We start from the raw sequence: 22,267 nt of genomic DNA on the forward strand, positions 1-22,267 counted from the left end.
CCCACACCCCCTATCTCAATTGCTCGACAGGTGCTATAGGATCGTAAAGCTGCCGCTAGATAGAAGATAGCTTCATTTTCTTCGCGCAAGATTGCAACTGATGATTGATCTAGATGCATGAACACAAATCTAATTGCAGGGGTTGTCACTGGCAACGCTCAGCGGGAGGGGGGCGAGCGACGGGGATGGTTTATTGGCGACTTTATTACCCCACCCGATGATCCTCGTTCGACCTCAGATATCGAGGTGAAGTGGGGCATTCATGCCGCAGGTGATAAGCGATCGGACTGGACAGAACCTGCAACAGTGACAACCATCTCAATTCTGATTAGCGGTCGATTTTGTCTTCAGTTTCCAGATGGTGAAATTGTCCTCTCATCCCAGGGAGACTATGTGCTGTGGCTTCCGGGTGTGACTCACTCCTGGCACGCCGAAGAAGCTTCTGTTGTGTTGACAGTGAGATGGCCTTCTCAGTCGTCGTGAAATGATCGCTCTGGTCAGAATACTACTGATGTCGCTTCTGGTGCCATTGCCACGCATGGGTGAGAATTTGGGTCAGGTCGGCGTATTGGGGTTGCCACCCTAATACAGTGCGAGCCTTATCACTGCTGCCCACCAAAACGGGCGGATCACCAGGTCGGCGATCGCGCTCTATCACGTTGATCTCTCGCTGTGCTACCTTTTGAGCCGCTTCAATCACATCCCGCACCGAGAAACCACTGCCATTGCCCAAATTAAACACATCACTATCACCACCGTTTTGCAGATACTTTAGCCCCAACACATGCGCCTGAGCTAAGTCATTGACGTGAATGTAATCTCGGACGCAGGTTCCATCTTCTGTGGGATAGTCTGTGCCCAAGATCGAAATACTGTCTCGCTTGCCCAGGGCAGCCAGCAGCACCAGCGGAATGAGGTGAGTTTCAGGTTCATGGTCTTCGCCCAGCAACCCACCCGGATCAGCCCCGGCAGCATTAAAGTAACGGAATCGGACAGACTTCAACCCGTAAGCAACATCAAAGTCCGCCAGGATGCGCTCGACCATCTGCTTACTGCTGGCGTAAGGGCTGATTGGGTCTTGAGGATGGTCTTCTGTAATGGGTACAAACTTAGGATTGCCGTAGAGCGCACAGGTCGAAGAAAACACAAAGTGTTTGATTGATGCTGCAACCATTGCCTCCAGCAGGGTCAGCGTTCCCGTCACATTATTGCGATAGTATTTGCCGGGATCAGTCACCGATTCACCTACCGCAATATACGCGGCAAAGTGCATCACAGCCGCGATCGGGTAAGTAGCAAAGAGGTTATCCAGGAGGGGGCGATCGCTAATATCACCCACAATCAACTTCACCTTTAATCCCTGCTCTACCAGTTCTCGGTGTCCATTAGACAGGTTGTCGAGCACCAGGACATCATATCCCGCTTGTTGCAGGGCTAACACCGCATGAGAGCCAATATATCCCGCTCCGCCAGTCACTAAAATCATCGATCGATCAGACACCTTACTAACCTCTGCTAAATCTGCTTATCGGCATTCTCCTGCCTTTTAACACTAATCAATCAGTAGAATTTGTAACCTATCTGCGGCGAGATAACGAGCCACAAGCTCTTGAGCAGATCGATCCTGCCCAGACCGTTGAAGCAGAGATACAGAAGCTTCGTCAAATGAAGTTTAAATGTATGGATAAACACAGGCGATCGCACCTAAAACGATACAAAAAAAGTTTTTCTTTGGAAAAGTTTACTGTTTTTTAAAGGCACTTGAGCTTGACATAAAAACTCTTGCTTCTGATTTGTAAAAACCCATCTTTAAGAAGACGTATAACAAGGTTTAAAGCTGTTATTCCTTCTAGAAGCACAAGTTTTATTGAAAAACATGAATGAGAAACAAGAAAAATTAGACAGCAGACTTACAAGACTGAGCGTTGTTAGAACGGTGAATCACAAGCTTAATTACAAGTATTATTCGTGAGATCTCAGCGATGAAGATGCTGCATTCACAGCCTAATCATTTTCAAGTCGATTCTAAAGTCGATAGCTCAACCAATCTAATTACTAATTAAGTTCATCGCTTCAGGGGTAACAAATGTCCATAAACAGTAACCACATCAGTAAAGAAGATGGATTAATAGGGTCATCACTCGAGCACATTCAAAACAACACCACTTCACAAGACAACACCTCATTAACCCATTTACGGTGGTCTGAAAAGCTAGTTTTAGAGCCAAATCTGAATATCCCTGATTTAGTTTGTTTCTCTCATCTCCGATGGGATTTTGTCTATCAACGTCCACAACATCTACTCAGCCGTTGTGCCAAAACTCGCAGAGTTTTTGTTGTAGAAGAACCGCTCGCCAGCCCAGATGATTCCTTCTGGCTAGACGTTAGCAGGCGCGAGTGTGGTGTTTGGGTAGTTATACCATATCTTCCTGAAGGATTAAGTGAAGAACAGTCCATCAGCCTCCAACAACAGTTGTTAAACGAATTATTTGCAGAAGCTCAGATTCAAGCTCCTATTTTGTGGTACTACACCCCCATGGCAGTACCCTTTACCCATCACCTACCATCATCAGCCGTTGTGTATGACTGTATGGATGAGCTATCCGCCTTCAAAGGAGCCCACCCTCAGTTGCAAGCCCGTGAAGCCCATCTGTTTAAACTGGCTGATCTGGTGTTTACAGGAGGTCGTAGCCTGTATGAGGCAAAACAACATCAGCACCCTAACGTTTATGCTTTTCCCAGCAGCATTGATGCCGCTCACTTTGCCCAGGCAAGAGGCAAGTTAACCGATCCTGCTGATCAAGCTGACATTCCCCATCCTCGCATGGGCTTCTATGGTGTGGTTGACGAACGAATGGATCTCGATTTGCTCGCTGGGATCGCTGAAGCCCGTCCCGATTGGCACTTAGTGATTGTTGGTCCCATCGTCAAAATTGATCCAGCCATTGTGCCCCGTCATCCCAACATCCATTATTTGGGTGGTAAATCCTACCAAGAATTGCCAATCTATTTGGCAGGGTGGGATGTAGCATTGCTACCTTTTGCCCGCAATGAATCCACTCGTTTCATTAGCCCAACGAAAACTCCCGAATATCTGGCGGCGGGCAAGCCCGTTGTCTCAACGTCGATTCGGGATGTGGTGCGCCCCTATGGTGAGGAGAAGTTAGTCCATATTGCGGACACCGTTCCAGAGTTTGTAGCGGCGATCGCCTCAGCTCTGGAGCAAAAACAAACCCAACCAGGCTGGCTCAATCGGGTTGATGCATTTCTCGCACAAACCTCCTGGGATAAAACCTGGCAGGCTATGAACGAATTGATTGAAGGCGCGATCGCCGCCAATACTCAAGCTTCTCATCGCTCCTCTCAGCAGCAGCCTGTAGTGGCTTAAAGAGTGTTTAAACAACGACACCATTACAAACCCAACCATCACAAACCTCATCGCAAATCATAGCGATGCAATTCAGTTCCTCTCTGGGGTGATTCACCCCAATGATCGTCAACTGGCAATTTAACACATACATCCTTAAGGAATACCGTTATGTTCGATTATCTAATTGTCGGTGCAGGATTCGCTGGCAGTGTTTTAGCAGAGCGATTGGCAAACCAAAGCGACAAAAAAGTTTTAGTTGTGGATATCCGCAATCACATTGCTGGTAATGCTTACGACCATTACAACGAATCTGGAATTTTAGTTCATAAATACGGTCCACACATCTTTCATACCAACTCGCGAGATGTGTTTGAATATTTATCTAACTTTACAGAATGGCGACGTTATGAACACCGTGTCCTTGCTAGTGTTGATGGACAATTAGTACCGATCCCCATCAACCTGGACACAATCAACAAACTATATGGGTTGAATCTCACATCGTTTGAAGTTGCTGAATTTTTTGCTTCTGTTGCAGAATCCAAGGAATATATTCGTACCTCTGAAGATGTAGTGGTCAGCAAAGTAGGACGGGAATTGTACGAAAAATTTTTCCGCAACTACACTCGCAAACAGTGGGACATCGACCCCTCTGAGTTAGATAAATCGGTAACAGCACGAGTTCCCACCCGCACCAATCGCGACGATCGCTACTTTACCGATACCTATCAGGCGATGCCGCTCCATGGCTACACTCGGATGTTTGAGCGGATGTTAGATCATCCCAACATCAAAGTCATGCTTAACACCGATTACCGTGAGATCCAAAACTTCATTCCCTACAAGCAAATGATTTACACGGGCCCAGTAGATAGCTTCTTTGATTACCGCTATGGCAAGCTGCCCTATCGATCGCTCGAATTCAAACACGAAACCCTCAACGAGCCAGTGCATCAGCCTCAAGCGGTGATCAACTATCCCAACGAGCACCTCTACACCCGTGTCACCGAGTTCAAATATTTGACCGGACAGGAGCATCCCAAAACCAGCATCGTGTACGAGTATCCCAGAGCCGAAGGCGATCCCTACTATCCTGTACCGCGTCCTGAAAACGCTGAACTGTATAAGCAATACAAAGCATTAGCAGACGCAACACCCAACGTTCATTTTGTCGGACGGTTGGCAACGTATAAGTACTACAACATGGATCAGGTTGTGGCTCAAGCATTGGCACTCTATGCCCAATTGGCAGAACGGTCAAGCTGGCATCCCGATGAGGAAACTGCCGCTGCTAAAGCAAGAAGCCCCAAAACTGCCGTTCCTCGCACTGGCAAAACTCCTATGAATGCAGGCGATCGCCCCTTAACGACCACGGCGGCTTCAGGTAAATCTGAACCGTCAAACGGAAAGACGCCAGTCTCCAAGTAATAGTGCGGTTATCTCCAATAGATCAGTTTAGGTCTTGCATCTTACTCATCTGAGTTAGCTTCACTCAACCTCATCCCCCAACCCCTTCTCCCAAGTGGGAGAAGGGGAGTCAGAGTGGCTTGAAGTCCCTCTCCCCATTTTGGGAGGAGATTTAGGGTGAGGGTGAATTGGATTGACGCACAGCAAATTAACTGCAACTGCATCAGGTCGGTTTTACTTCTATAGCTGCGGTTTTAACCGCCAAACTCTTATCTAGAACTCACGTTAATCCAGCGATGAACTGGGGATCAGGTTCCAGCAGGTAGGAGTTCGCCATTCACCATTATCAAAATTACACACACCGGAAAACTTAACTTCTCACCTTCTCTTCTTCTGAGAGAAGGGGGAGCCAGAAATCCTTATTGTATTGTCTGCTTTTAAAAGTACTGTGTATCGAGATGTGAGAGGGTTATGACTTCAAATCAAGTTTCGCCATTGGAATTGTGGGGCGGTATTGAATGCACAGTCAATCGGGTGGGCGATCGCTATTTTGATCAGCTCGATCGCAACGGTCATGCCACTCGTCTCGAAGATCTCGATCGCTTCGCAGCCTTAGGGATTCAAGCTATTCGCTATCCCATCTTGTGGGAACGGACTGCACCGAATGGATTAGAAAATGCTGATTGGTCTTGGGCAGACGAACGATTAACCTACCTGGATGATCTGGGGATTCGTCCCATTGTGGGGCTAGTCCATCATGGCAGCGGTCCTCGTCACACAAGCCTGATTGATTCTGCTTTTCCAGAAAAACTAGCCGAATATGCGCGTGCCGTTGCTCAACGTTATCCCTGGGTCAGCTATTACACTCCTGTAAATGAGCCACTCACCACAGCCCGCTTTAGTGGGTTGTATGGACACTGGTATCCCCATGGTCGAGATGACTTGAGTTTCCTCAAAGCCTTACTGCATCAATCTCGCGCCACAGTTCTCTCGATGCAAGCGATCCGCCAGATCAATCCCCATGCTCAACTGGTGCAGACTGAGGATTTAGGTAAAACCTTTAGCACTCCGTTGTTGGCATACCAGGCAGAATTCGAAAATCATCGCCGCTGGCTCTCCTTCGATTTGCTCTGTGGTCGTGTCGATGCTTCGCATCCCCTGTGGGGCTACATCCTGCGATCGGGCATTACAACGGAGGAACTGCTGTGGTTCCAGGACAATCCCTGTATCCCCGATATTGTTGGCATCAATCGTTATGTCTGTGCCGATCGCTTTATTGATGAGCGACTCGATCGCTATCCCCCGCATACCCACGGCGGCAACAGTGTCCATCAATACGCCGATGTAGAAGCGGTTTGGGTCTGTTCCGAGAGCCTTTACGATCATGTCGCGCTGCTCAAGGAAGTCTGGCAACGCTATCAACAACCCATTGCCATCACCGAGGCACACATGGGCTGCACCCGTGAGGAGCAATTGCGCTGGTTAAAGGAAGTTTGGCAAGCCGTACAAACCCTACGCCAGGAAAATGTGAACATTCGCGCTATCACGGTTTGGTCACTCTTGGGCACCTACGACTGGAACAATCTGGTCACACGGGATGACAACTTTTACGAACCCGGTGTGTTTGATGTCCGCTCTCCATCGCCTCGCTCTACCGCGATCGCCACAATGGTGCAGTCGTTAGCTGAAGGGCGCACCTATGATCATCCATTGCTCGATCTACCGGGATGGTGGCAGCGATCGCAACGCCTCCTCTATCCCCCGGTCAGCTACGCGCAGGATCTGGGCGGGTGGGCAGATGCAACCGCTCCTCAAACGCCAGAAATGCGGCAAAAGCGAAACACAACCTGCGCGACTTCACCGTTGCTGATTACAGGCGCAACAGGCACCTTGGGTCAAGCCTATGCCCGCATCTGCGAGATTCGCGGTATTCCCTATTACCTGCTCTCTCGTCAGGATATGGACATCACCAATCCCTCTAATGTTCAGCAGGTGTTGGATGAGTTACGACCCTGGGCAGTCGTGAATGCGACTGGCTACGTGCGGGTTGATGACGCTGAACGGGAGCCCCACCTGTGTTATCGCGTGAATGCCGATGGAGCCGCGATTTTAGCAGAGGCTTGTGCTCAACGAAATATAGGGCTAATTAACTTTTCTTCTGATCTGGTGTTTAATGGCGATCGCAATCAGCCCTATCTGGAGAGTGATGGAGTTGCCCCGTTAAACGTCTACGGACATAGCAAAGCCCAAGCTGAAGAATGGGTGCTGCATCACCATCCTTGCTCCTTAATGATTCGCACCAGCGCATTTTTTGGTCCTTGGGATGAATACAACTTCCTGACGATCGCCCTCCGCACCCTCAAAGCCGGACAACCGTTTATTGCCGTTGAAGATGCGATCATTTCCCCCACCTATGTGCCCGATTTGGTCAACTCAAGTCTGGATCTATTGATTGACGGTGAATGCGGCTTGTGGCATCTAGCTAATCCTGGAGCGATCGCCTGGGTAGATTTAGCCCGGTGGACGGCTCAATTGGCTGGAGTTGATGCCTCTGCCATTCAACCCTGTTCCATCAAAACATTGGGATTGGCTGCCCCTCGCCCCATCTACAGCGTTTTGGGCAGTGAACGGGGAGTTTTGTTGCCAGATTTAGACCGGGCGATAGCCTGCTATTTACGGGAATGCAATCAAATTCCGCACTAACACTTGTACTACAGGATACATCTCCAGAGAGACGAGGTAACGCTCAAAACAAGATTCACTGGTAGGTAACTCAGTTTCACCCGTTGAAATAATTGCCTACAAACAATTACGGGCTATTTGATTAAAGCCTATTGATGAACGTTAAAGAATTAATCCGGTAACAAAATAAGTGCGAGCGTCTCGCTCGCGGGTAACATACCCACACTCTATGAGCGTCTCGCTCGCGGGCAAGGTGCCCACACCATTTCGGAAATGAATGCTAGACATCCTGAGAAGAGATCCCCCTCAGTCCCCCTTTTTGAGGGAGATGCCAGAGGCAGGGGGATCTCGCTCCACAGCGGTTAAAAAGGAAAAACCTATGAGTGACCCATCCCTATCTGATCAAGCCAAAAATCCCGATCGCCCCGTCGTTGCATCCGAGCAAGCTCAACCGCTCACCTCACAAAACGTGCAGGGTAGTGCCATGCTAGACGCACACGCTGAAGTAGGTGGCAACCAACCTGAAGGGGAACCCGTCAACGCTCCGATCGCCACCAATTTTTCGGGTGCAACGACAACAGGGGATCCCAAAACAGCAGCAGCATCCGGTGAAATGGGAGCCTTTTCAACCGATGCATCATCAGCAGAGAAAGGATCGATCAATCTTCAGAACAACCCCGATATTCCGGGCGATCGCAACGACACTCCCCAGGCAGATTTGCCTGATACCGACCAAATGAAATTACCAATTAATGCTGAAACGAACCTTCGCGATTAGAGCCTGATGGAACGATACGATTTCATTCTGATCGGGGCAGGTCACAATGCCCTGGTCTGCGCCGCATACTTGCTTAAAGCCGGATATAGCGTCCTGTTGTTAGAGAAAAATCCCATTCCCGGTGGGGCATCAACTACCGAGGAATTAATGCCAGAAGAGGCTCCGGGCTTTAAGTTCAATCCTTGTGCGATCGACCACATCTTCATCCATCTGGGTCCCGTTGTTCAAGAGTTAGAGCTAGACAAGTACGGGCTGGAATATCTTTTCTGTGACCCTGTTGTTTTTTGTCCTCACCCCGACGGGAAGTATTTCTTCGCCCATCGATCAGTAGAAAAAACCTGTGCCGAGATTGAGCGATATAGCCCTCGTGATGCTCGCAAGTATGCTGAATTCATCGACTTCTGGCAGCGGGTGATTGGAATGCTCACACCAATGTTTAACGCTCCGCCCAAGTCACTCGTAGACATGGCAGGCAACTACGACATCAGCAAACTCAAGGATTTGTTTTCGTTGATGGGGTCAGCCAACAAAACATTGGATTTCGTCCGCTCCATGTTCACTAGCCCGATGGACATCATCGACGAATATTTTGACTCCGAATTTCTCAAAGCTCCCCTAGCACGTCTCGCCGCAGAACTGAGTACGCCCCCCTCTCAAAAAAATATGGCCGTGGGTTCCATTATGATGGCACTGCGTCACAATCCGGGGATGGCTCGTCCCAAAGGCGGAACGGGGGCACTCGTAGAAGCCTTAGTTCGGTGTGTTCAGGCGTTGGGTGGTGTCATCCGTACTGAGCAACCCGTACAACGAGTATTGGTGGATGAGGGACGAGTCGTCGGTGTGCGGCTCACGAATGGGCAGGAATATCGAGCAACGGCAGGAGTCATATCGAGTCTGGATGCTCAACGCTTGTTTTTGCAGTTGATGGATGAGGATGATGTAGACACAGCCGACGCCCATTTGCGCGAACGGGTCGCCCGTCGCATCACCAACCACAATGAAGCCATTCTCAAAATCGATTGCGCTCTGTCAGAGTTACCCCGCTTTGTCAATCACGATCACCGCGATGAATACATGATTGGCTCAGTTCTGATTGCCGATTCTGTCGCTCAAGTGGAATTGGCTCATACCGATCCAAACATCGGTAGAATTCCTCTGGATGACCCCTCGATGTATGTCGTGGTGCCCAGTCTGCGCGACCCATCATTGGCTCCAGAGGGCAAGCATACATTGTGGATTGAATACTTTGTTCCCTATCAAATCGCTGGCGCGGAGGGTACTGGATTCAATGGAACCGGATGGACAGAGGAGTTGAAAAACACGGTTGCCGATCGCGTCCTCAGTAAACTGGCAGACTATGCCCCGAATCTCGACTCCTCTATCATTGCCCGTCACATCGAAAGCCCACCTGAACTCGAACGTCGAATTGGCGTTTCTAAAGGCAATTACTATCACCTGGACATGACCTTTGACCAGATGATGTTTTTCCGCCCCCTGCCAGAACTTGCTAACTACAAAACCCCCATCGAAGGGCTGTTTCTCACAGGCGCAGGCACCCATCCAGGCGGGTCTATTTCAGGAATGCCGGGTCGCAACTGTGCGCGGGTGATTCTGCAAACTCAACACCCCGTCTCTCAAGCTTTAGCAGATGCAGGCAATGCCATCAAATCGACAGCACAATCCTTATTCCGTACTGGCGATCGCTCCTCCCATCATGAGTAGAGAAATCAACCAACGTACTGCCCAACCGGGGAAAGCTACCTACTGATTGGCTTGAATCTTTTGCTTTAACACCTCTGGATCGAGATACAACTCAACAAAGCCGCAGTTCGTACAGGCACGCGCCTTGTCAATCAGTGTGCCAGCTTTGAAAAAGTTCTTTTGCCAATTTGAAAAATACATCACATTTTCGATACCCAACTTACCCGTATCCATCTCTCCGTCACATTTAGGACAATTTTGCTCTTGCATCTTTACCTCACTACTTCATGAGTTCTGTCGTACCTTTGCAAATTTAATCAGGTGTGATTTTGGAGGTAGGGTCATGGCATTGCCATGCCCTTCCAGTAAATCCGTTATGCAGGTTATTTAATCCACAATCCTGAGCTCTTGTATCGTGTCCTTGGGGTCAAAACGCAAAGCAGAGTCACGGGTACAAGATGCGAATGAACGTCAATTCGGATGAATCACCTGATAAATCATTCGCAGATGTACTCGCATTTATATTTTACTTCCTGCAACCTAAAACGCCATATCTAGCAGTCCTAAATCGATCGTGAAACCTACTCTTTCATTCGTCCTTCGTCCTTTGTCAATTTGTGTATGACCAGCAACGATTGACCATTGACGATTGACCATTGACCATATCTCAGACTTCTTCGTGAATCAAATAGGATGGCTATAGCAACTGAACAGTTTGTTAGGACATCTCTCAATTTTGAACGTGATGTACGGTCTACCTCTTAGCCTCAGTCCTCAGCACTCAGTCCTCAGCACTTTGCTACAGCATTTGTAAACAGGGACTATAAAGACTTCATCCCTTGTCAATCAATCAGGTAAAGCCTTACCTATTGCGGAAACCATTTGCTTGGAGTGGGATCTATCTTTGATAGAGACTATCACGAGAAATTCAGCAATGTCGGTTTACTACAACTCAAATGCCATCCCTTCAAATGCAGCTAAGAGTCAAAGCAAGCACCGTTTTATGATGCTTAAAAGGGTTGGTTTTATTAGCGCACTCGCAACATTGGCGATCGCCTGCCAATCTTCTCCTCCCTCCGGATCAGCATCTGCCCCTTCAGTAGAGGCAACTCCCACAGCAAGTGTTTCTCCGGAAGAAGTAGCTTCTCCGGAAGCCACTCCAACCGAGCAACCGAGCTACGTTAATCAACAAATTGGCTTTACGTTTACCTATCCCGATGATTTTGTTGTGGATAGCTCAGAAGATGATCCGTCTGCCCCTACAGAAGACGATCTACAACTGGCCTTGGATCTCTGGGAACGTGAGCAATATCAAGACATTGAAGCCGGACAATATGAAGGCGGAACAGAACTGCCTCCCAATGTACAGGTGGCGATTTATCAGAATGGCGATCGCCTCCCCTTAGAAGACTGGATTGCCCAAAACAATCGCTTTGTCGTGCCAGGTGAGTTTCAGACACAGGCGATCGCAGGTCAAGAGGCACTAACCTTTCCATCAGAGGGGCTATACGGTTACGACAATGTGGTTCTATCCAGTCCAACGGGAGGCGAAGTAATTGTCATCAGCCTTGGCAAAATGAATGTACCTGAGTTGGATGGAGCCAATCAACAAGCCTTTGAGCAAGTTGTCTCAACGTTTCAATTCACCAATTAAACACTCAAACTGTAGAAGGATTTCGGCGGTTAAAACCACCGCTATCGGAGCAAAACCGATCTGCGTCGGTTCGTCAAATCCTGTATTTTCCGGAGTCCGCGTCGGCGGACTTCGTTCTAGTACAGCAAAAAATAAGTTTTGAAAGGGGTGAAGGGGTTTTACCCCTTCTTGAGGGCGAAGCCCCCAACCCCCCTACATTGCAGAACTTTGTGTTCGCAACACTAGTAGCCGCGAATTCATTCGCCGGGCTCTTGAACCGAACTGACGTTCCTTAAAACCGAAGTCCTACTTTAAAGGTGTGAATCGTCGTATGAGCTAAACCACACAACGATTCAAACCGGAAATCTAATCCTCTAACACTCGACGGATACGACGCTCTAATTGATCCAGATCCAATCCACCTTCGTCACGGCTAATGCGTCGAACAGTGGAATTCACTTTATCTAGATCCTGCAATAGGTCAGTCAAAATCTCCTGTTGCTGGCGCGATTGAATCACTTCACGCGGCTCTTGCACCAGATCGCGAACAATCGTGTCTTCAGCGCGAGAAGCAACAACCGGATCAGATTGTCCTGCTAAATAAACAAACGTGCGTCGTCCCGGCCCACGCTCCTCCTCCACAGGCAGCAAAGCCGTCACTTGATCTGAGCGGACGTATTTGCCAAAACCCAAATGCACCAGAACGGATGATTGAATTTTCATGAATGCTGTTGCTCACTATGTCTCTATGTTTCATCATAAGAGCTTCCACAGAGAGCTAGAAGCGTTTAACAGAGCGGGTTTCACCCCTATTTCAGTAGTGATTTACGCCACGAGTGTGAAATGGTTTTGCTTACGGTAGAGGTTCCAACGACACAACCCCAACATGCTCTCCAATAAATCCAATCATCGTACAGGGAGTATTGAATCCCCAGTGCGACGGATTGAGCCAATCCCGTTCTAAACGACTCTCAATTTGACGGGGATAACCTAACTGAGCATCATAGGTTGCATGGATGCGAATGGCTCCATCGCACTGACACCCATTGGGGCCGCAAGTTGATTCAGTTGCAGGGGTTTGAAACCGCGCAAAAATATCAGAAACTGTCATGGGAGTCACGAGGTTCAACTGATTCTGACAAGTATCTCGTACAACACGGGCGATCGCCTCATTCTGCACTTCAATCTCTTGTTGACAGCCAGGTGAATCAGTCAAAATGCGATACTCAACGGTCATGCGGTAGCGGTCAGGTTTCTGTGTACTCCAGGTTTGTTGAGCCTGTTTAAATTGTTGTCTGGGTGCATGGCGTTGATAGAGCAAAGTGGCAACACCCAGGCTCAACAAAACACCACCAACAATTGCGGCAGTTATTCCCAATGGCTTGATATTTCTGCTCATTCGCTGCTGACTGACATGTAATTCTGAATAACCATCTCAGCTTAATGCCTGTATACGAAAGAACTGTAAGCGTTTTAATTTTTGATACGTGAATCGACCGTACGCCGCTTAACAGGCGATGACAACACAATCAGGGTGATGACCTGACTGTGAGGAAATTGATCAATCAAGGATTCCAGATGGGTCACTGAGGAAACCGCCACTTTGAGAATGTAGTCATCACTGCCAGTGACTCGATGACACTCCAAAACTTCGGGAACCTGAGTAAACGAGCTACCGATGTTGGTAAACTGTCCCGGTGGAGACACTACCCGCATAAACGCCATAATCGGCAGACCCAATTTCTCCAGGTTGAGTTCGGCACGATATCCGGTGATGATTCCTGCTTCCTCTAACCGCCGCACCCGGTCGGCGATCGCCGGAGATGAAAGCCCAATCTGTCGTCCGAGTTCACTGTAGGAGATGCGGGCATTCTCCTGTAAAGCGCGCAAAATCTCCCAACCTACGGGATCAAGCAAAGATTCGGATTCTAAAGTCATAACCACTTATTCCATTAAAATTAAAAGCTGAACTGGCTCAACTCATTTAATTCTATATGCCAGATCGGTTGATTAAGCTTTATAATGAAAATGTATTGAGAATTACTGAAAGATGCACAAGATGTGCATGTGAGGAAGGTGGATTTATGAAGAGCTATTCAGCACCATTTCAACCCAATTTCGGCGTCAACCATCGCTCTCCTGCAAAGTCTGCCCTAACGAACACTTGGAAACACCGCTGGCAGAATTTCTTGAATGCGATCGCAGGATATGCTGAACCCCATATCTGGCAAGAGTCCAACCAACATGGCGAAACGCTTTGGCGGGCATATGACCCCATCAGCGATCGCTACTTCACTGGCTCTGAAAACGATATGCGGCAATGGATTGAGCAACGCTATTACGCTTAAGAACCATCCTGCGGGTTCAATCGCGCAAGCAACACGGTAAACTGATACTGCTCTGATGCAGCGTTTACTAAGGATCGTGCGCCATGTTCTCGATTATCTGGGGGCTGTTATTGTTGCTAGCAGCCTATCTACTAGGATCAATCCCTACAGGCTATTTGGCAGGTCGATTGCTCAAGGGCATCGATATCCGAGAACATGGCTCTAAGTCAATCGGGGCAACCAATGTGTTGCGGACTCTGGGTAAGGGTCCTGCCCTGACCGTTTTGTTAATTGATGTGTTGAAGGGAGTAGCGGCGATCGCCCTGGCGCGGTGGCTCTACTCCCTTTCTGCGGTAGTTGCAACTATTCCTGCCAATGCTGATTTACAGGCGTGGGTGCCCTGGGCAGTGATTATGGCTGGGTTAACCGCGATTGTCGGTCACAGTCGCTCCGTGTGGATTGGCTTTAAAGGTGGCAAATCCGTTGCAACTGGGTTAGGCGTGCTACTAGCTATGTCCTGGCAGGTGGGTCTATCGACCCTGGGCGTGTTTGGCATTGTGCTAGCCCTATCTCGCATTGTCTCGTTGGGGTCTATTCTGGCGGCGATCGCTTCCCCACTGCTCATGCTGCTGTTTCAGCAACCCTTACCCTATGTGTTGCTAGCCACAGCAGCGGCAATCTACATTTCCATTACCCATCGCGCCAACATTCAACGTCTACTGGCAGGGACAGAGCCACAGGTCGGGCAAAAGCATCAGAGCAGCAATTAATCAAGCTCTACAAAGTCGCCAGCGTAGATGATGGCACACATCTCCTGGTAAGCCGCGTGAGTGCCACAGGCGACTCCAGTCAGACGATATTCCGCTCTCAGGAGTGCCTCCCGATGTCCTCGGCTAGGCACCCCATCATCAATGACAAGTTGGATGACGTGCCATTGAGCATCACTCAATGGACTATAGCTAATGTTTTCTCCCGACAGGGTATCGGCGGGAACAGTGCCGTAGCGATGAATGCGATCGCGGTAGGTGCTGCCATCGGAGCCGTAGTGCCCTGTTGCACCAATCACCCCTAAATCATTCACATGATCACGCGCCCCCAAAGACAACCCTCTAGAGGGCTCCAACAGTGGCAGAGGGTCTGTTTCACGCAAGACGGCGATCGCCTCATCCAGTGCTGTAATACCTTCAACGGTTTCGAGTGGTGGCAACCCCGGCAGGTGCAGGATGCGATCGCGGTAATATTGCCGCAAATTGGCTAACTGCTCAGCATAGGCAGATGGGTCTGCCCTGAGCCGATTGGTTTCAGCAACAATCGCCTGCTCAAAGGGCGAGAGATAGCTAACGGGTTGCAGTAGGGAATCATAACTGCCGATCAGGGTTGCAATCGATGTGGAAGTGTTGCCAGAAGGAATGAGTTCATCCGTGGAACGAGTGGCTTGATCGGTGTTCACTTTGCCAGAAGTTGGTTCCGTACTTGGGAGGAAGTCTGCGCTTGAGATAACTTCCGTTACCTCTGTATTGATAGCAGCGTCAGATTCAGATGGAGAAGGCACTGTGGCGATCGCTTCAGGCACTTCAACAGTCTCGACCTCAGTAGGCTCAGGCTCGATAGACTCAACTTCAGCAGGCTGAACCGCAACATCCTCAATCTCAGCATCGCTCACTGAAACAGCATCCCCCATTTCAGGATTGGCTACCATGGGTTCAGCATCAGCATACGCAGTTGCGTAATTCATGACACACATAGTTTGTTGCGCCGTATGGATGCCGCAACCGATACCCACGACTTGAAAGGCCGGATCAAACAAGGTGCGGCGAAGGTTTCGCTCAACATCGCCATCATTGAGAATCAAGAGAACTACTGTAGCGATCGCTGTCCGGTTGCCATAGCTAGTCATCTCAGTGAGCGAACCACTCCAACTGCCATAACGACCGATGCGATCGCTCGCGGTACTGCCATCACTGCCTCGGCTACCAATGACGCCAGTCTGCCCTAAATCGTCCACCAGATCCTGGGCTGCTTGAGACATTCCCGCCGATTGCTGTAGCGGTGGGAGGGCTGGAATCAGTTGAAGAAAAGCGATCGCATCGTCCAGTGCAGCGGTGCCTTCCCGAGTTCGCAATGCAACCTCATTAGGTAACTGTAGGACAGTGCCACTGTAATGGGGACGTAGCGTTTCTAACCAGGCGGCATAGCCTTGTGGATTGGTTCGGGCTCGATTCATCTCTGCTAAAATCTCTGTCTCTATGACCGCAGCGGAATCATTTGTCCTGATGGTTAAAACCGCTTCAGAAGACTCATTGGAGGGTGTGGCGATCGCCGAATAAAGGGTGCCAGTCATGAGCAATATAAGCATACTGGCAGGTGCCAATAACCCAAATGTGCGGAGCCGCATAATAAAGGAAATCCTGAGAAATACGGAGGAGCGTGTATTAATAAGATTCCTTTTTCTTGAAGAAAATCATGACAAATCGGCAGAGCTTTATCCACTCTGCACTCAATCATGAAAAAATGAAAAACCGCCGTTAATTAACGTCAGTTCGGGTTAAACAGCCGACGAATAAGTTCGCAGTTATCAGAGCTAAGTCCACCGACACAGACTCCAAAAAATGCAGGATTTGACGAACCGACGCAGGTCGGTTTTGCTCTTGTAGCGGCGGTTTTAACCGCCACAATCCTGATCTCGAATTCACGTTAATTACCTTGGCTCTACCTTCTCAACAGAGGATTCATTCACGCCCAACGTCACCTCCAACGGGGGTTGGTCAGGATACAGTCGGGCAACCTGACGATAGACCGAGTAGTTGGTGGGGAGTGTCACCGTTTCTCCTTCCTTGTCAAAGGTAAAGGAATACTCCACAGTTTGATTCAATCGAGGCGTGCCAAAGCTCTCTGAGGCTTGCTGTCGGGCTTCCATCTCTTCTAGCGTGGGACGAGGTGGCAATTCAGCCCACCACAAGCCCCGGTCATCCGGTCCCGTTACGGCTTCATCGGGTTCCTGTCCATTCCGGTTAAGCAGCGACGTAGACTCAAACTCCTCTACCCGGGGAGGGCGATCGCCTCCTCCCCCCACCGTTGTGGTGTAATCGACCTGCCAGGTATAGACGGTCAATGCTGTAGCTTCATACTCCGTTGTCTCAGTGGAGGTGCAGGCAGTGGTTAACAGCGGCAAAGTTGCGGCGATCGCCACTACGTACCGCATCGGGTGCATCGAGAAAAGCCCTTTAGTCTTGAACATATTCATGCCCCTGCACTAACGCCATCTCCGCTCTGACAAACTCGCGCCCCAGGTATGCCGCGTGATCGAGATAGCTAATCGGGCAGGGCTTGGTTTCCTCAAAGATTTTGATACACAGTTCTTTTGCCGTTCTGCCTGTAAAGATAGCGGTGGGAATGCGCTCGACCGGACGACGCACCGACAACACCTCTCCTGTTTCCGGATCACACGCCAACCCCTTATCGTTGATGATGTTGCTGTAATGCTTGGCGCAAATCAGCTTTGCGTCTCGGTCGATGTAGATAATGAAGTAGCCCTGGGGGTCGAGTTCGATAAATCGCTTGGACAGCTTATCATCCAGAGCGGCAAGGGACTCAGTCGTTTGATTCATGGCTCAACAGAGAGGATCGGTTATATCGGGTCGAACCAACCATTCTATCCGGTTCATTGCCATTCTAGGAGCTTCCCCTTCTTCATTGCTAAAGAAACTGAGATAGCCTGCTCAAGAGTCTTGAGCAATTGCCACTCGAATTCCTAAACCAATCAATACAACTCCGGTAACCCGTTCGATCCAATGAGATATGGCTAAAAACCGATCTTTAATAACTTGTTGCGACACCACCAAAGCAACAATACTGAACCACACTAACTCAATCACAGCTACAGTCAATCCGTAGAATATTTGCATTGCTAATGGCGTGGAGGGATGGATCAACTGTGTAAAAAATGCGAGAAAAAAGAGAGTAACTTTGGGGTTGAGGATACAGGTTAATAAGCCAACTCGAAATGCGGCGATCGGATGTAGAGCCGAGGTTGTAGAAACCTGTGAAAACGCCGTGTTAGGGTTTGCCTGTAGGGATTGCACACCGAGATAAATCAGGTAAATCGCGCCTAACCATTTGATGATGTTAAACAGCAGAATGGATTGGGCAATGAGCACACCAATCCCTACGAGACAGTAAGCAATATGAATCAAGTCCCCAACCGCTAGACCGATCGCGGTGTAAATGCCTGCCCGCCTGGAATGGGACAAACTGTTTCGCAGTGTCATCACAAAGTTGGGACCGGGACTCATTACCGCAATGCACCCAACCCCCAAAACGGTGAGCCACTCTGTGAGAAGCGTCATTGGCATTTAACCTCCACTAAATCAGGGGCAGCAAACGGTTGTCGAAACGTAAACGCATGAGCCGTTGAGCCGTGTTGCTGCAAATGCTGGAGTCGCTGTTTGCCCTCCTCAACTGTGGGAATATACCCCGCCGGAACCCACCACAACGCCATTGAAGGGTGACTGAGTTTCTCAAACCAACGATGGCGATCGCCCATTGCCTTACCATGTTGGCTGTGGTAAACGTAGCCTGACAGTGCTTCCAACGACTCCCACACCGATAAGTTAACAATGATTTGCTCATCTTCAAAGGCACGAATGCTGGTGGCATCTTCCTCACCGTCACTCTGCAATCGCCAAACAAATCCTGGGCTGACATCTGCCAGAGCATTAATGGTGTCTAACTGAGCCACAAAATCGGCGATCATCGGATCATGTAACGGGGCTCGCAAGCGAGCAATGTTAATTTCAGCGAGATGATAATTCATAGATTTCTCATCGGTACTGTTTCACAAGGTATCCAGTTAAATTGGTTGACGGTAGTACCAATTCTGTTGAATTTTGGTGGTACCAATTTCCCTGAGTTCTTCTCTATCCGTTACCATGCTCTGGTTATCGCTCGATCGCAATTCTGACATTCCTCTGATTCGGCAAATCTATTTGGGGTTGCGCGACAAGATTTTGACAGGGGAACTGGCGGCTGGCGATCGCCTCCCTGCAACCCGTGAACTGGCGGCAGAATGGGGCGTGTCGCGCAACGTCATTTTAGAGGCATACGACCAGCTAACCGCAGAGGGCTACATCACAGGGCAACAAGGATCGGGCACCTATGTTGCTGAAGGAGCACAATGGCAACCGCTACAGGAATCTTTCAATCCCACTAACAGATCGTTGCCCCAGCCCTCACCCTCGACAAATCCAACCGATCTGATCGACTTTCGCTCTGGGGTTCCAGCCCTGGATCACTTTCCTAAAAAACTCTGGGGGCAACTGTCTCGTGAGGTATATGCCGAGTTGCCACCTACTGTCATGGGTTATGGCACGGCTGAAGGAAGCCTGGAGTTACGTTCTGTCCTCGCTGCCTATCTCCGCAAAACACGAGGCTTGCAATGCGACGCAGAGCAAATTGTTATGACCTCTGGTGCGGCTCAAGCGTTTGCCCTAGTAGCCAAGTTGTTGCTAGCTCCGGGCGATCGCGTCGCCATCGAAGATCCGATCGCTCGTGAACTGTGGGATATCTACAACTCGGTTGAGGCATTGCTTTATCCCGTTCCAGTGGGCGATCGCGGTATTCAGCCCGCTTTTTTGCCAACCGATCCACCCCCTAAGCTAACCCACGTCACTCCGTCTCACCAGTTTCCGTTGGGCAGCATCCTATCAATTCAAAATCGTATCGAATTGTTGAAATTTGCCCAGCAAACTAGCAGCTTTATTGTTGAGGATGACTACGACAGCGAGTTTCGCTACGAAGGCACACCGATCAACTCCCTGCAAGAGCTTGACCCAGAGCGGGTCATTTATGTCGGCACCTTCAGCAAAATTCTCGCTCCTGCCCTGCGTCTGGGCTATTTGGTGTTGCCTCCATCCCTGATTCAGCCCTGCCGCTGGCTCAAGCGGTTGAACGACCTCCACACCCCGTTGTTTGAGCAATTTACCCTGGCTCGCTTCATTCAACTGGGACACTTGGAACGACACATCAACCGCATGAAAAAACTCTATCGCGATCGCCGCAACACCCTCAGACAAGCCCTGCGCGATCGCTTCTCAACTCAGGTCAACATTTTAGGCGACTCCACCGGACTGCACCTGGTTGCCGAATTTCCGGACTTCCAATTTTCAGAGTCACGGCTACACACCATCGAGCAGCATCGCGTCCGCGTCTATCCCGTCTCAATCCACGCGATCGCCCCCGAAAAGCATCACCATAAAATCATCCTGGGCTACAGCAACCTGGCACCCAGCCAAATTGAGCTAGGCATAAAGCGATTGCAGGAGGCACTGGGATAAAAGGATAAAGGATAAAGGATAAAGGATAAAAGATAAGGGATAAAGGATAAAAGATAGATTTGCCGGCTACTGCTACTTTTCACCTTTAGCTTTGCCTACATTTCACTAGCCAGAGCAGAAGCACCCGTACTTGGAACTGATGCGAAGCGCGCCTTTGGATTCACCGAAACACCTTCTGCTAGGGGGTTTGGGGGAGGCAGTGGCGTCCCCCAAACGGGGGTTTGGGGGAGAATCCCCCAATGCCTGGTTTTCCAAACTCGCTGAAGCAACCAAGCGTCTCATTGAACAAACAGAGATGCGTAAACACGATAGTCCACTCTGGGAGAGGAATTTAGGGTGCGGGCAGTTAGACAATTTTGCAAAAAAATTCGTTGAACCTTCCCTAAGGAGTTGTCGTGGCTGCTGGCGTAGGACTCACCGGAGGCGCACCTGGGCCAACAGGAGCAGCACCCGGACTGGCAGGAGCAGCACCCGGACTGGCAGGAGCAGCACTGGGAGGATTCGCCGGAGTTGTCTGTGCGGGAGGCTCGCCCAAGATACTGGGGTCGCCCGTGTCAAACACCCCTGCCACACAGGCAATCATGATCGTGGCAAGCGTACCGATAAACAGAGCCTTCCATCCGAGTTCCGAAATATCCTTGCGGCGCGAAGGAATCAGGGCGATCGTGCCACCGACAAAAATACCAACCGATGCCAGGTGAGCAAACCCAGAAAGGGCATAGCTGTTGATCAAAATGGCGCGATCGCTCATAGCTCCCTGTCCTGCCAGTTGCCCCAACTGGATGTAGGAGGGAATTGCCGTTTTCAGTAGACGACTACCAATCAACACCGACGATTGCCACAACTCGTTCCAATCTAATGAAACCCCGGTCAGCACCGTCAGCGGCAAGAACAAGGCTCCCAAGATGTTTTCCAGCGTAACGATGCTAAAGAATCGCCCAACCGCTTGCAAAACCATGACACCTGAATTTTGCAGCCCTGCTAATGCTAGAAAGAGTTGGTTGATCAGAGAGACAAAGCCCACAATGAAAATTAGGACAGCGGCGATCGTTACCGCCATTTTCATCCCGTCGATGGTGCCCAAAATCGCTGCATCCACTGGGCTAACGCGCTCAATCACTTCTCCACCAACGGTTTCCTTAGACACCCCCTGTTCGTCACGCTCCACAACGGCTTCCTCTTCTGCGGGAATGCCACCCGCCGTCAGCGGAATCTCCGTTTCTGGCACGAGAATCTTGGACAGGACAAAACAGGCAGGAATTGCAATGATCGATGCGGATACAAGATGCACCAGGATATTTGGAAAAACATCCCTCAGCGCACCCACATAAATCGCTAGCGTGGAGGAAGCAGCCGTCCCAAAACAGCAGGCTAAAATGGCGCATAATTCACTGCGCGTCATTTTGGGCAGAAAAGGTTTGACAACGATCGCGGCTTCAATACCAACAAAAATGTTGGCTGCACCGCTGAGAGATTCCGCTCCACTCAGACGCATGAATGAGTAAAAGATTTTTGCAAAGAAATTAACAACAGGCTGAATCACTCCGATGTTGTAAAGCAGTGCCATCAGTCCGCCAAAGAAAATGACCGCAGGCAATACTCGAAAGGCAAATATTCCGGCTAGTGGTCCTAAAACAGGATCAATCGGATTACGTGGAGGATTCAACGGCGTGGGAACCAACACATGCCCAAATACAAAATTTGCCCCCACATCGGTTGCAGCAAAAACACTGTTGAGCAGTTGACTAAATCCATTCAGGATAAATTTGGTCGGGGGAAACCAGAAGACCAGAAACCCCAAGATTAACTGCAACACAATTCCCCAGATCACCACACGCCAGGGAAAATATCTCAAATCGCGCTTCTCTGAAAAGAACCAGGCGATCGCGCACAACGCAAAAATGCCTACAAAAGAAATGATGTTCAATGGCATTAGATTCAGTCCTCCCTGACAGACCGGGGATATTGATTCGGGATTTTATACAAGACAGTACCTAAAAATAACGGGTTTAGTGCAACTAAACGCATGAATTTAGA

Annotated in this window: 21 protein-coding genes; 10 read left to right on the plus strand and 11 right to left on the minus strand. The window is 49.5% G+C overall.

The window, feature by feature from the left end; translation table 11 throughout:
* Positions 1–117: 117 nt before the first annotated feature.
* The gene (locus tag H6G89_RS00780; protein ID WP_190503192.1) at positions 118–483 is read left to right on the plus strand and encodes a signal peptidase I; all 366 of its coding nucleotides are present in this window, start codon (positions 118–120) and stop codon (positions 481–483) included.
* 22 nt (positions 484–505) lie between these two features.
* On the opposite strand, the gene galE is transcribed toward H6G89_RS00780, so the two are convergent.
* Positions 506–1,486: a UDP-glucose 4-epimerase GalE gene (gene galE / locus H6G89_RS00785; protein WP_190503824.1), complete on the minus strand. Its 981-nt coding sequence runs from the start codon at positions 1,484–1,486 to the stop codon at positions 506–508.
* Between the two features lie 600 nt (positions 1,487–2,086).
* Between galE and H6G89_RS00790 the strand changes: the two genes are divergently transcribed.
* From H6G89_RS00790 to crtO, 5 genes are all read left to right on the plus strand, one after another.
* Positions 2,087–3,388, plus strand: coding sequence for a glycosyltransferase family 1 protein (locus H6G89_RS00790; RefSeq protein WP_190503194.1), 1,302 nt, complete (start codon positions 2,087–2,089; stop codon positions 3,386–3,388).
* Between the two features lie 150 nt (positions 3,389–3,538).
* The gene (gene glf, locus H6G89_RS00795) at positions 3,539–4,798 is read left to right on the plus strand and encodes a UDP-galactopyranose mutase (protein ID WP_190503196.1); all 1,260 of its coding nucleotides are present in this window, start codon (positions 3,539–3,541) and stop codon (positions 4,796–4,798) included.
* Between the two features lie 450 nt (positions 4,799–5,248).
* Positions 5,249–7,480, plus strand: a complete 2,232-nt coding sequence (locus tag H6G89_RS00800) for a family 1 glycosylhydrolase (protein WP_190503198.1) — start codon at positions 5,249–5,251, stop codon at positions 7,478–7,480.
* Positions 7,481–7,838: 358 nt separating this feature from the next.
* Positions 7,839–8,237, plus strand: coding sequence for a hypothetical protein (locus tag H6G89_RS00805; RefSeq protein WP_190503200.1), 399 nt, complete (start codon positions 7,839–7,841; stop codon positions 8,235–8,237).
* A gap of 6 nt (positions 8,238–8,243) precedes the next feature.
* Positions 8,244–9,959 (plus strand): beta-carotene ketolase CrtO, encoded by a 1,716-nt coding sequence (crtO, locus tag H6G89_RS00810; protein WP_190503202.1) that lies wholly within the window; start codon positions 8,244–8,246, stop codon positions 9,957–9,959.
* Between the two features lie 39 nt (positions 9,960–9,998).
* On the opposite strand, the gene H6G89_RS00815 is transcribed toward crtO, so the two are convergent.
* On the minus strand, positions 9,999–10,208 hold the full coding sequence (locus tag H6G89_RS00815) for a PF20097 family protein (RefSeq protein WP_190503204.1): 210 nt from the start codon (positions 10,206–10,208) through the stop codon (positions 9,999–10,001).
* Positions 10,209–10,941: 733 nt separating this feature from the next.
* Here H6G89_RS00815 and H6G89_RS00820 point away from each other — a divergent pair.
* The gene (locus tag H6G89_RS00820) at positions 10,942–11,592 is read left to right on the plus strand and encodes a hypothetical protein (protein ID WP_190503206.1); all 651 of its coding nucleotides are present in this window, start codon (positions 10,942–10,944) and stop codon (positions 11,590–11,592) included.
* Between the two features lie 345 nt (positions 11,593–11,937).
* Here the strand turns inward: H6G89_RS00820 and H6G89_RS00825 are convergent, their stop codons facing one another.
* From H6G89_RS00825 to H6G89_RS00835, 3 genes are all read right to left on the minus strand, one after another.
* Positions 11,938–12,294, minus strand: coding sequence for a hypothetical protein (locus tag H6G89_RS00825; RefSeq protein WP_190503208.1), 357 nt, complete (start codon positions 12,292–12,294; stop codon positions 11,938–11,940).
* Between the two features lie 130 nt (positions 12,295–12,424).
* Positions 12,425–12,970: a DUF6174 domain-containing protein gene (locus tag H6G89_RS00830; RefSeq protein WP_190503210.1), complete on the minus strand. Its 546-nt coding sequence runs from the start codon at positions 12,968–12,970 to the stop codon at positions 12,425–12,427.
* Positions 12,971–13,044: 74 nt separating this feature from the next.
* Positions 13,045–13,509 (minus strand): Lrp/AsnC family transcriptional regulator, encoded by a 465-nt coding sequence (locus H6G89_RS00835; RefSeq protein ID WP_190503212.1) that lies wholly within the window; start codon positions 13,507–13,509, stop codon positions 13,045–13,047.
* 146 nt (positions 13,510–13,655) lie between these two features.
* Here H6G89_RS00835 and H6G89_RS00840 point away from each other — a divergent pair, with 146 nt between their 5' ends.
* Together H6G89_RS00840 and plsY are read left to right on the plus strand one after the other, a co-directional pair.
* Positions 13,656–13,919: a hypothetical protein gene (locus H6G89_RS00840; RefSeq protein WP_190503214.1), complete on the plus strand. Its 264-nt coding sequence runs from the start codon at positions 13,656–13,658 to the stop codon at positions 13,917–13,919.
* An 83-nt stretch (positions 13,920–14,002) separates the two neighbouring features.
* Complete coding sequence (gene plsY / locus H6G89_RS00845; RefSeq protein WP_190503216.1) at positions 14,003–14,668, plus strand: glycerol-3-phosphate 1-O-acyltransferase PlsY; 666 nt, start codon at positions 14,003–14,005, stop codon at positions 14,666–14,668.
* Here the strand turns inward: plsY and H6G89_RS00850 are convergent.
* From H6G89_RS00850 to H6G89_RS00870, 5 genes are all read right to left on the minus strand, one after another.
* The gene (locus tag H6G89_RS00850; protein WP_190503218.1) at positions 14,665–16,293 is read right to left on the minus strand and encodes a CAP domain-containing protein; all 1,629 of its coding nucleotides are present in this window, start codon (positions 16,291–16,293) and stop codon (positions 14,665–14,667) included. The two genes, plsY and H6G89_RS00850, sit on opposite strands and share 4 nt — an antisense overlap.
* A gap of 303 nt (positions 16,294–16,596) precedes the next feature.
* Entirely contained in the window at positions 16,597–17,136 is a 540-nt protein-coding gene (locus H6G89_RS00855; protein WP_242059772.1) for a hypothetical protein, read from the minus strand.
* Positions 17,123–17,506, minus strand: coding sequence for a DUF4346 domain-containing protein (locus H6G89_RS00860; RefSeq protein WP_190503220.1), 384 nt, complete (start codon positions 17,504–17,506; stop codon positions 17,123–17,125). The genes H6G89_RS00855 and H6G89_RS00860 overlap by 14 nt, the downstream gene beginning before the upstream one ends.
* A gap of 111 nt (positions 17,507–17,617) precedes the next feature.
* Entirely contained in the window at positions 17,618–18,244 is a 627-nt protein-coding gene (locus H6G89_RS00865; RefSeq protein WP_190503222.1) for a LysE family translocator, read from the minus strand.
* Complete coding sequence (locus H6G89_RS00870) at positions 18,241–18,711, minus strand: DUF3291 domain-containing protein (RefSeq protein ID WP_190503224.1); 471 nt, start codon at positions 18,709–18,711, stop codon at positions 18,241–18,243. The genes H6G89_RS00865 and H6G89_RS00870 overlap by 4 nt, the downstream gene beginning before the upstream one ends.
* Positions 18,712–18,826: 115 nt before the next feature.
* Between H6G89_RS00870 and pdxR the strand changes: the two genes are divergently transcribed.
* On the plus strand, positions 18,827–20,230 hold the full coding sequence (gene pdxR / locus H6G89_RS00875; protein WP_190503226.1) for a MocR-like pyridoxine biosynthesis transcription factor PdxR: 1,404 nt from the start codon (positions 18,827–18,829) through the stop codon (positions 20,228–20,230).
* A gap of 382 nt (positions 20,231–20,612) precedes the next feature.
* Here pdxR and H6G89_RS00880 read toward each other — a convergent pair whose 3' ends face one another.
* The gene (locus H6G89_RS00880) at positions 20,613–22,163 is read right to left on the minus strand and encodes a NupC/NupG family nucleoside CNT transporter (RefSeq protein WP_190503227.1); all 1,551 of its coding nucleotides are present in this window, start codon (positions 22,161–22,163) and stop codon (positions 20,613–20,615) included.
* Positions 22,164–22,267 lie beyond the last annotated feature (104 nt).

Source organism: Oscillatoria sp. FACHB-1407, from assembly GCF_014697545.1.
GTDB lineage: Bacteria > Cyanobacteriota > Cyanobacteriia > Elainellales > Elainellaceae > FACHB-1407.